Annotated in this window: 8 protein-coding genes; 4 read left to right on the forward strand and 4 right to left on the reverse strand. The window is 59.0% G+C overall.

The annotated features are described in order from the left end of the window. The first annotated feature begins 54 nt into the window (after positions 1 to 54). Complete coding sequence (locus BN1115_RS10750; RefSeq protein WP_005350685.1) at positions 55 to 816, forward strand: Nif3-like dinuclear metal center hexameric protein; 762 nt, start codon at positions 55 to 57, stop codon at positions 814 to 816. A 109-nt stretch (positions 817 to 925) separates the two neighbouring features. Here BN1115_RS10750 and purN read toward each other — a convergent pair whose 3' ends face one another. Beyond that, positions 926 to 1,564: a phosphoribosylglycinamide formyltransferase gene (purN, locus tag BN1115_RS10755; protein WP_042657144.1), complete on the reverse strand. Its 639-nt coding sequence runs from the start codon at positions 1,562 to 1,564 to the stop codon at positions 926 to 928. Continuing rightward, positions 1,561 to 2,598, reverse strand: coding sequence for a phosphoribosylformylglycinamidine cyclo-ligase (gene purM / locus BN1115_RS10760; protein WP_042657145.1), 1,038 nt, complete (start codon positions 2,596 to 2,598; stop codon positions 1,561 to 1,563). The genes purN and purM overlap by 4 nt, the downstream gene beginning before the upstream one ends. 176 nt (positions 2,599 to 2,774) lie before the next feature. On the opposite strand from purM, the gene upp reads away from it, so the two are divergent. The 3 genes from upp to hda all read left to right on the forward strand — a co-directional run bounded on the left by upp (position 2,775) and on the right by hda (position 5,375). Continuing rightward, positions 2,775 to 3,401: a uracil phosphoribosyltransferase gene (gene upp / locus BN1115_RS10765; protein ID WP_005334115.1), complete on the forward strand. Its 627-nt coding sequence runs from the start codon at positions 2,775 to 2,777 to the stop codon at positions 3,399 to 3,401. A gap of 150 nt (positions 3,402 to 3,551) precedes the next feature. Beyond that, positions 3,552 to 4,571, forward strand: coding sequence for a DUF2066 domain-containing protein (locus BN1115_RS10770; protein WP_042657146.1), 1,020 nt, complete (start codon positions 3,552 to 3,554; stop codon positions 4,569 to 4,571). A 102-nt stretch (positions 4,572 to 4,673) separates the two neighbouring features. Continuing rightward, a complete protein-coding gene (gene hda / locus BN1115_RS10775) occupies positions 4,674 to 5,375 on the forward strand; it encodes a DnaA inactivator Hda (protein WP_021231044.1) in 702 nt (233 codons plus the stop codon). A 118-nt stretch (positions 5,376 to 5,493) separates the two neighbouring features. Here hda and aceA read toward each other — a convergent pair whose 3' ends face one another. Together aceA and aceB are read right to left on the reverse strand one after the other, a co-directional pair. After that, on the reverse strand, positions 5,494 to 6,807 hold the full coding sequence (aceA, locus tag BN1115_RS10780; RefSeq protein WP_019446693.1) for an isocitrate lyase: 1,314 nt from the start codon (positions 6,805 to 6,807) through the stop codon (positions 5,494 to 5,496). A 75-nt stretch (positions 6,808 to 6,882) separates the two neighbouring features. Beyond that, positions 6,883 to 8,490 (reverse strand): malate synthase A, encoded by a 1,608-nt coding sequence (gene aceB / locus BN1115_RS10785; protein ID WP_042657147.1) that lies wholly within the window; start codon positions 8,488 to 8,490, stop codon positions 6,883 to 6,885. Positions 8,491 to 9,019 lie beyond the last annotated feature (529 nt).

The raw sequence follows: 9,019 nt of genomic DNA on the forward strand, positions 1-9,019 counted from the left end.
TGGGCCCTGTTTTTATTGGTAAAGCAGGGGACCGAGCCTTAATAAGGGACCCCTATGATCTCTCATCGAAAACTCGAAACCGTACTGAACCATCTGCTCGAACCGCACGCCATCAAGGATTATTGCCCCAACGGCTTGCAAGTGGAGGGGCGTGAGCGTATTCGCAAGGTGGTGACCGGTGTCACCGCCAGTCAGGCGCTCATCGACGCCGCCGTGGCTGCCGAGGCCGATGCCATTCTGGTCCATCACGGCTACTTCTGGAGCGGTGAACCGGCCCAGATCACCGGCATGAAGCAGCGTCGGCTCAAGACCCTGCTGACCCACGATATCAACCTGTTTGCCTACCATTTGCCGCTGGATGTCCACCCCGAGGTGGGTAACAACGCCCAGCTCGCCAAGCTGCTCGACATCAAGGTGCGTCGCGGTCTGGAGCCGTGGAACAGCAAGAGCGTCGCCATGGTGGGCAAGCTGGAAGAGCCGATGAGCGGCCGCGATTTTGCCAAGCTGATTGCCGAGCGCCTTGGCCGTGAACCACTCTATTGTGGCGATACCGGCCCCGAGCTTATCCGTTCCGTGGCCTGGTGCACTGGCGGCGGTCAGAGCTACATCAATCTGGCGGCGGAGCAGGGCATCGATGCCTTTATCTCCGGTGAAGCCTCAGAGCAGACCATTCACACCGCCCGCGAGATGGGGATGCACTTCTACGCCGCGGGCCATCACGCCACCGAGCGTTACGGCGTCAAGGCGCTGGGGGAGTGGCTGGCGACTGTGCACGGGCTGGATGTGACCTTTATCGATATCGACAATCCGGTGTAGGGTCGCTTGGCCGAGTAATCCGACCTAACCGCTGCCATCGTGCGGTAGGTAGAAATGACAAGGGAGGCCTAAGCCTCCCTTGTTGTATCTGACATGCAGTTGTTGGCGGTTACTCGCAGGCGTAACCTGCTGGGTCCAGCAGGGTGCCATCCAGTTGCACGGCACCATCTACCATCTGCAGCCTGCCTTCGCAGAACCAGCGTACCACCAGCGGATAGATGCTGTGCTCCTGCGCCTGTACCCGTGCCGCTACCTCGTCCGCCGTGTCCCCTTCAAAGATGGGCACGCGGGCCTGCAGGATCACCGGGCCACCATCCAGCTCTTCGGTGACGAAGTGGACGCTGGCGCCATGCTCGCGCTCCCCATCGTCGATAGCACGCTGGTGAGTGTGCAAGCCCTGATACTTGGGCAGCAGGGAGGGGTGGATATTGATCATCCTGCCAGCGAAATGGCGCACCAGATCGCCGCTCAATATCCGCATAAACCCGGCCAGCACCACCAGATCCGGCTGATAGTCTGCCATCAGCGCCAGCAGGGCGGCGTCATACTCCTCCCGGCTGGCAAACTGCTGCTGGGCCAGAATGGAGGTCGCCACGCCAGCTTCTTTGGCGCGAACCAGACCATAGGCATCGGCCTTGTTGCTGATAACGCCGACCACTTCACCGGCAATCTTGCCGCTGGCGCAGTGGTCGAGGATCGCCTGCAGGTTGCTGCCGCTGCCAGAGATTAGGACGAGGATCCGCATCATTTGATGACGACCTGCTCCTCACCGTCTGCTGCCTTGGCGATATGACCGATGTGCCATGCGTTCTCGCCTTCTGCCTTGAGCCGGGTCAGCGCCTTCTCCAGCTGGTTGGCGGGCAGGGCGATGATCATGCCGACGCCGCAGTTGAAGGTGCGATACATCTCGTGACGGGTGACGTTGCCAGCCTGCTGCAGCCAGCTGAACACCGCCGGCCACTGCCAGCTCTGCTCATCGATCACCGCTTGGGTGTTGGCGGGCAGGACACGGGGGATGTTCTCCCAGAAGCCACCGCCGGTGATGTGGGAGAGGGCGTGGATCTCGCACTCCTTGATGAGCTTGAGCACAGGTTTCACATAGATGCGGGTCGGCTCCAGCAGGGCGTTGGCCAGAGTGGTGTCACCCAGCGGCTGATGCACGTCGGCTTTGGAGACTTCCAGAATTTTACGGATCAGGGAGAAGCCGTTGGAGTGAGGGCCGCTGGCAGCCAGCGCGATCAAGGCATCCCCTTCACCGACCTTGCTGCCGTCGATGATTTCGCTCTTCTCCACCACACCGACGCAGAAACCGGCGATGTCGTAGTCTTCCCCTTCATACATACCCGGCATCTCGGCGGTCTCTCCGCCCACCAGGGCACAGCCTGACTGCTCGCAACCGGCACCGATCCCGGTGACCACCGCGGCCGCGGTGTCCACGTCCAGCTTGCCGGTTGCATAGTAGTCGAGGAAGAACAGCGGCTCGGCGCCCTGTACGATCAGGTCATTGACGCACATGGCCACCAGATCGATGCCCACGGTGTCGTGCTTCTTCAGGTCGATGGCCAGCCGCAGCTTGGTGCCCACACCATCGGTACCGGAGACCAGTACCGGCTCCTTGTAGCCCGCAGGGATTTGACACAAGGCCCCAAAGCCGCCAAGACCACCAAGGACTTCAGGACGACGAGTGCGCTTTGACACGCCCTTGATACGTTCAACCAGTGCATTGCCGGCATCGATATCTACGCCAGCATCCTTGTAGCTCAGTGAGGTTTTGTCAGTCACGAGTATTCCCCGTCATGTAAAGAAGTGGAGGGTAAAATTCGGGGCGTATTCTAACAGTGGCGGTGAAAAACCAGAAAGGAAATCGTTTGCGCGTTTTTGCGCGGAAATGCTCTACAAGCGGTGGCTTTTGTTGTATGATTCCGCGATTTTTTTGCGGCAGGTTAGAGGAGATAATAATGAAAGTCGTTGAAGTCAAACACCCCCTGGTCAAACACAAGATCGGTCTGATGCGCGAAGGCGATATCAGCACCAAGCGTTTCCGTGAACTGGCCAAAGAAGTGGGCAGTTTGTTGACCTATGAAGCGACCTCTGACTTCGAAACCGAGAAGGTTATCATCGATGGCTGGAATGGGCCAGTAGAAGTTGACCAGATCAAAGGCAAGAAGGTAACCGTCGTACCTATCCTGCGTGCCGGCCTTGGCATGATGGATGGCGTGCTGGAGCACATGCCGAGTGCCCGCGTCAGCGTGGTCGGTATCTACCGCGATGAAGAGACCCTGCAACCGGTTCCTTATTTCGAGAAGATCGTCAGCAACATCGAAGAGCGTCTGGCGCTGGTCATTGACCCGATGCTGGCCACCGGCGGCTCCATGATCGCCACTATCGATCTGCTGAAGAAGAAAGGCTGCCAATCCATCAAGGTGCTGGTACTGGTTGCCGCGCCGGAAGGGATCAAGGCGCTGGAAGCCGCTCACCCTGACGTAGAGCTCTATTGCGCTTCTGTCGACCAAGGGCTGAACGAGAAAGGCTACATCGTGCCGGGTCTGGGCGATGCCGGCGACAAGATCTTCGGTACCAAATAAGTTAATGCCTTGACCCGCTTCCCATGTGGAAGGGGTGATCGGAGCCGGCGCATCGCCGGCTCTGCTGTTTGTGGCCGCTTGTGCCAGCCTTGCCGCAGGATGCGCCTTGCCGCTACCATAAGCACACTCTCCCATTTCGAGACTCTGTTCATGTTCAAACGTGTTGTGACCGCCCTCTGCTGCGGCTTGTCATTCATGGCCTCGGCCGCTCAGGTGACCGACCTCTATCAGGGCAAGGCCCCGACCAGTGGTGACATGGTGGCCGCTCAGGGGCAGGCTCTCGGTCAGGTGCTGATCAAGGTGACCGGCAAGCGTGACATCCTCACCCAGCCGGTGGTGGTCAAGGCGCTGGCGGTCCCGGGCGACTATGTCAAAAGCTATGGTTATCAGGATCAGGACTCCGTCAAGTATCTGAAAGCCGAGTTCAAGAGTGACAAGGTCAACAGCCTGGTCTCCGAGAGCCAGTTTGCCCTGCTTGGCCCGGCTCGTCCCCAGATGGCGATCTGGCTGGTGGTGGATCAGGGGGAGCGTCGCTTGCTGGCGGATCAATCCAGCGATGGTTGGGCGCAAGCCTTGCGCGAGCAGGCCCAGACGCTGGGGCTACCCATCAGCATTCCGCTGATGGATCTCGATGACAACATGGCGGTCAGTGCCACCGACGTCTGGGGACGCTTTGCCGACCCGATTTTGCAGGCAAGCCAGCGCTATGGCGCCGAGATGGTGGTGTTGGGCAAGCTGACACCGGAAGGTGACAAGTGGAGCATCGATTGGGGGCTCTACGGCCCCAAAGCGGCCGGTGAAGTGGCCGAGCTGACCCGTGGCAATAGCACCGGCACTCAGGCCGAAGTGGCGCAAGGGTTTGCCGATACCCTGGCGGCCTGGCTGGTGAAAAACTACGGTGCTCGCATTTCGGGTCCGGCAACCAGCCAGACCCTGGTGGTGGATGGCCTCTCCGAAGTGGACAGCATGATCGCCGTGCAGAAGATGCTGCAGGGGATGGCCAACGTCAGCAAGGTGGCGATCGGCAAGCTGGAGGGGGACCAGGTCACCTTCAACTTCACCCTGCAAGGGGATCAGGCCGAGCTGGTACGGGCACTGCAGCTTGAGAGTCGTTTGCGCAAGGTTGACGATAATGGCAGCGGTTTGCGTTACCAATGGTCGCAGCCCTGATTTTATAAGGCTTTTGTAGACCGCCCGGCTTGTCCGGGCGGTTCTCTATCTGCCTTTGCGATGATACACTTAGCCACAAATGTCACAGTCAAAGCCCAACGAGTGAAGCAACCGGCCCAACTGTCTTTAGCCGTACAACTACCGGATGATGAAACCTTCGTCAGTTTTTATCCCGGCACCAATGCTCATCTGATCACCGCCCTCAAGAACGCGGCCATCGGTCAGGGATCGCCTTTCCTCTATTTCTGGGGGGCCAAGGGATCCGGACGCTCTCATCTGCTCCACGCCACCTGTGCCGAGGTCAACGCCCGCGATGCGGCGGCGGCCTATCTCTCCCTCGATCAGTTTGAACAGCTCGATCCCAGCATGCTCGATGCCCTCGAAAGCCTGCCGCTGGTCTGTCTCGACAGCCTCGAGGCGATCGCCGGCAATGCCGTGTGGGAGCGGGCGCTGTTCGACTTCTACAATCGCTGGCAGGAGAAGGGCGAGGGGACGCTGGTGGTCACCGGCTGCAGCGCACCGCGCAAACTGGGGCTGCAACTGCCGGATCTCGCCTCGCGCCTCGACTGGGGTGTCAGTTTCCATCTCGAAGAGCTGGATGATGAAGGCAAGCTCAGTGCCCTGCAGCTGCGTGCCGAGCTGCGGGGCTTCAAATTGCCCATCGATGTGGGCCGCTTCCTGCTCAACCGACTCTCCCGCGATATGCGCACCCTGCTCACCACCCTCAATCAGCTCGACAACGCCTCATTTCGCGCCAAGCGCAAGCTCACTATCCCCTTTGTCAAAGAGATCCTCGAGCTCTGATCCTGTCGACAGTGTGCGGTTTCGCGCCAGACTTTTGTTTGAATGGCAGATAAAAAGAAACCCCGGCATCAAGCCGGGGTTTTGCTATCTCAAGGACTCTCTCAAAGAGTTCTGCCTATCAGTGGAACTGATCTTCTTCGGTGGATCCGGTCAGCGCAGTCACCGAGGACTGGCCACCCTGAATGACGGTAGTCACCTTGTCGAAGTAGCCGGTACCAACCTCTTGCTGGTGCGCCACGAAGGTGTAGCCACGGCTGGCGGCGGCAAATTCCGGCTCCTGCACCATCTCGACGTAGTGCTTCATCCCTTCGCCACGGGCATACTGGTAGGCCAGCTCGTACATGTGGAACCACATGTTGTGAATACCCGCGAGGGTGATGAACTGGTACTTGTAGCCCATGTCGGAGAGCGCCTGCTGGAAGCGGGCGATGGTGGCATCGTCCAGATTCTTCTTCCAGTTGAAGCTCGGGGAGCAGTTGTAGGCCAGGATGCGATCCGGGAACTTGGCCTTGATCGCTTCGGCAAATTTACGTGCTTCGTCCAGATCCGGTTTGGCGGTTTCACACCACACCATGTCGGCATAGGGGGCGTAAGCCAGACCGCGAGCGATGGCTTGATCGATACCGGCACGTACCTTGTAGAACCCTTCGGCAGTGCGCTCGCCAGTCAGGAAGTCTGAATCGTACGGGTCGGCATCGGTGGTCAACAGGTCAGCGGCGTTGGCGTCGGTACGGGCGATCACCAGGGTGGTGGTGCCGCACACATCGGCCGCCAGACGGGCTGCAACCAGCTTCTGCACCGCTTCCTGAGTCGGTACCAGCACCTTGCCGCCCATATGGCCGCACTTCTTGACGGAAGCGAGCTGATCTTCGAAGTGCACGCCAGCAGCGCCCGCTTCAATCATCCCCTTCATCAGTTCGAAGGCGTTCAGCACGCCGCCGAAACCGGCTTCCGCATCGGCCACGATGGGCAGGAAGTAGTCGATAAAGCCCTCATCCTGCGGCCCTACCTTGTTGGCCCACTGGATCTGGTCGGCACGGGCGAAGGAGTTGTTGATGCGCTCCACCACGGACGGCACCGAGTTGGCCGGGTAGAGGGACTGATCCGGATACATGGTGGAGGACAAGTTGTTGTCTGCCGCCACTTGCCAGCCGGAGAGATAAATCGCTTCGATCCCCGCCTTGGCTTGTTGCACGGCCTGGCCACCGGTCAGGGCGCCGAGGCAGTTGACGTAGCCTTTTTTGGCGTCGCCGTGGATCAGTTCCCACAGCTTGTCGGCGCCGCGTTGGGCCAGGGTATGCACCGGCTGCAAGCTGCCGCGCAGGTTTACCACATCTTCGGCGCTGTAGCCGCGCTTGATCCCTTTCCAGCGGGGGTTTTCCGCCCAGTCTTTCTCGATAGCCTGGATCTGTTGCTCACGGGTCAGTGCCATATCAGTTCCCTCTTTCATTGATTTCACGTTTCCATTGACTTGTTATTGGCGGGCTCCGCTGGGGAGGCCCGGAGTTCAGAGCCGCTCGTAACCGGGCAGCGTCAGAAAATCGATCAGAGTATCGGCGCAGGTGATCTCTTCCATCAGTTCGCTTGCCTCGGCAAAGCGTCCAGCCTGCCAGCGCTCGGCACCCACCTCGGCTTTGACCACTTCCTGCTCTTCGGCCAACATCTGGCGGAACAGCTCCTTGGTCACCACTTTGCCGTTCGACAGGCTCTTGCCGTGGCGGATCCACTGCCAGATGGAGGTGCGGGAGATCTCGGCGGTGGCGGCATCTTCCATCAGGCCGTAGATGGGCACGCAGCCGTTACCGTTGATCCAGGCTTCCAGATATTGCAGGGCGACCCGGATATTGGTGCGCATCCCTGCCTCGGTGCGCTCGCCCTCACAGGGCGCCAGCAGGTCGGCGGCGGTGATGGGGGCATCCTGCTCGCGCAGCACGCCGATCTGGTTCTTGGCGCCAGCCGCCATGGTGGCGTTGAACACCGCCATGGCGGTATCGGCGAGGCCGGGGTGGGCAACCCAGGTGCCATCGTGGCCGTTGTTGGCTTCGCGCTCCTTGTCCGCTTTGACCTTGGCAAACACCTGCTCGTTGACGGCGGCATCCTTGGCCGGAATAAAGGCGGCCATGCCCCCCATCGCCAGCGCGCCACGCTTGTGACAGGTCTTGATCAGCAGCCGCGAGTAGGCGGAGAGGAATGGTTTGTCCATGGTCACCACCTGACGATCCGGCAGGACGCGATCCGGATGGTTCTTCAAGGTCTTGATGTAGCTGAAGATGTAGTCCCAGCGGCCGCAGTTGAGGGCGACGATGTGATCCTTCATCTGATAGAGCAGCTCATCCATCTCGAATACGGCCGGCAGGGTTTCAATCAGCACGGTGGCCTTGATGGTGCCACGGGGCAGACCGAACTTGTCCTCGGTCCAGGCGAACACTTCGCTCCACCAACGCCCCTCCAGATGGCTTTGCAACTTGGGCACGTAGAAGTAGGGGCCCGAGCCTTTGGCAAGCAGTGCCTGGTAGTTGTGCAGGAAATAGAGGGCAAAATCGAACAGGCCGCCGGGGATGGGCTCGCCATCGAAGGTGACATGTTTTTCCGGCAGGTGCAGACCACGCACCCGGCAGATGAGGACGGCCGGATTGGGGTTCAGGGTATAAGCCTTTCCTTCCGGACTGGTATAAGAGACGGTGCCGTTGACCGCATCGCGCAGGTTGATTTGACCCTCGATCACTTTATTCCAGGCGGGGGCCAGTGAGTCCTCGAAGTCCGCCATGAACACCTTGACGTTGGCGTTGAGGGCGTTGATCACCATCTTGCGCTCGACCGGGCCGGTGATCTCCACACGGCGGTCTTGCAGGTCGGCGGGAATGCCGCGAATGGTCCAGTCACCTTCACGGATGTGGGCGGTTTCCGGCAGGAAGTCCGGCAGCTCGCCGCCATCGATACGGGCTTGACGTGCCACACGTTGTTTCAGCAATTCCCCTCTTTGGGGAGCAAAACGTTCCACCAGTTCGGAGACCAGAGCCACCGCGTCCGGCGTCAGAATTTGCGCGTATTCGGGCAGCATCTCGCCCTGGATGCGAAGGCGGGCGCTGCAGTGGGTCTGAGCCGGTGCCGACATAAGGTTCACTCCTTTGAGAATTACATTTTGAACTTACTAACTACGACTAAAGTCGAATCCCTGTTCTTGCAAACTTCCCGTAACAGCGGGATAACACGATTGATAAGGTGCGAAATATTGTTGATTACGTCAACAGTTTTTTTTAAACGCCTGTTTTCTCGCCATGGTTAAGTTTATGTTTTTTATTGTTTTATTGGATTGGTATAAAAGCTCTACGCAGATGGTTATGCTCCTGCTTTTTCCCATCGGACAACGGCTAATTTGGGCCGTTACCCCACCCCTCGTTTTGTAACCTATTACGTAATAAAATTACAAATGCAAAAACAAATCCCGACCTAACTCCAGGCTTTGCCAAAACAGCCGTATGAAGTGCGTTTGAATGTGGCAATGAAGGTTTTGCTATTGCTAGGTCTGGTTGGTGAACACGCGTTTTAAACTTGTGGTGGTGATGCGGGCTCTGTTGGCACCAGCGGCTGCAGTGATGGAAAGTGAAGCGCAATAACGTAGGTTTGTATCAGTTGTCGGGGGG

Source organism: Aeromonas allosaccharophila (genome assembly GCF_000819685.1).
Taxonomy (GTDB): Bacteria; Pseudomonadota; Gammaproteobacteria; order Enterobacterales; family Aeromonadaceae; genus Aeromonas; species Aeromonas allosaccharophila.

Bases quoted from the DNA above. Each gene is read 5' to 3' on its own strand.
- BN1115_RS10750 (WP_005350685.1), top strand. From the start codon at position 55: ATGATCTCTCATCGAAAACTCGAAACCGTACTGAACCATCTGCTCGAA.
- purN (WP_042657144.1), bottom strand. From the start codon at position 1,564: ATGATGCGGATCCTCGTCCTAATCTCTGGCAGCGGCAGCAACCTGCAG.
- upp (WP_005334115.1), top strand. From the start codon at position 2,775: ATGAAAGTCGTTGAAGTCAAACACCCCCTGGTCAAACACAAGATCGGT.
- BN1115_RS10770 (WP_042657146.1), top strand. From the start codon at position 3,552: ATGTTCAAACGTGTTGTGACCGCCCTCTGCTGCGGCTTGTCATTCATG.
- aceA (WP_019446693.1), bottom strand. From the start codon at position 6,807: ATGGCACTGACCCGTGAGCAACAGATCCAGGCTATCGAGAAAGACTGG.
- aceB (WP_042657147.1), bottom strand. From the start codon at position 8,490: ATGTCGGCACCGGCTCAGACCCACTGCAGCGCCCGCCTTCGCATCCAG.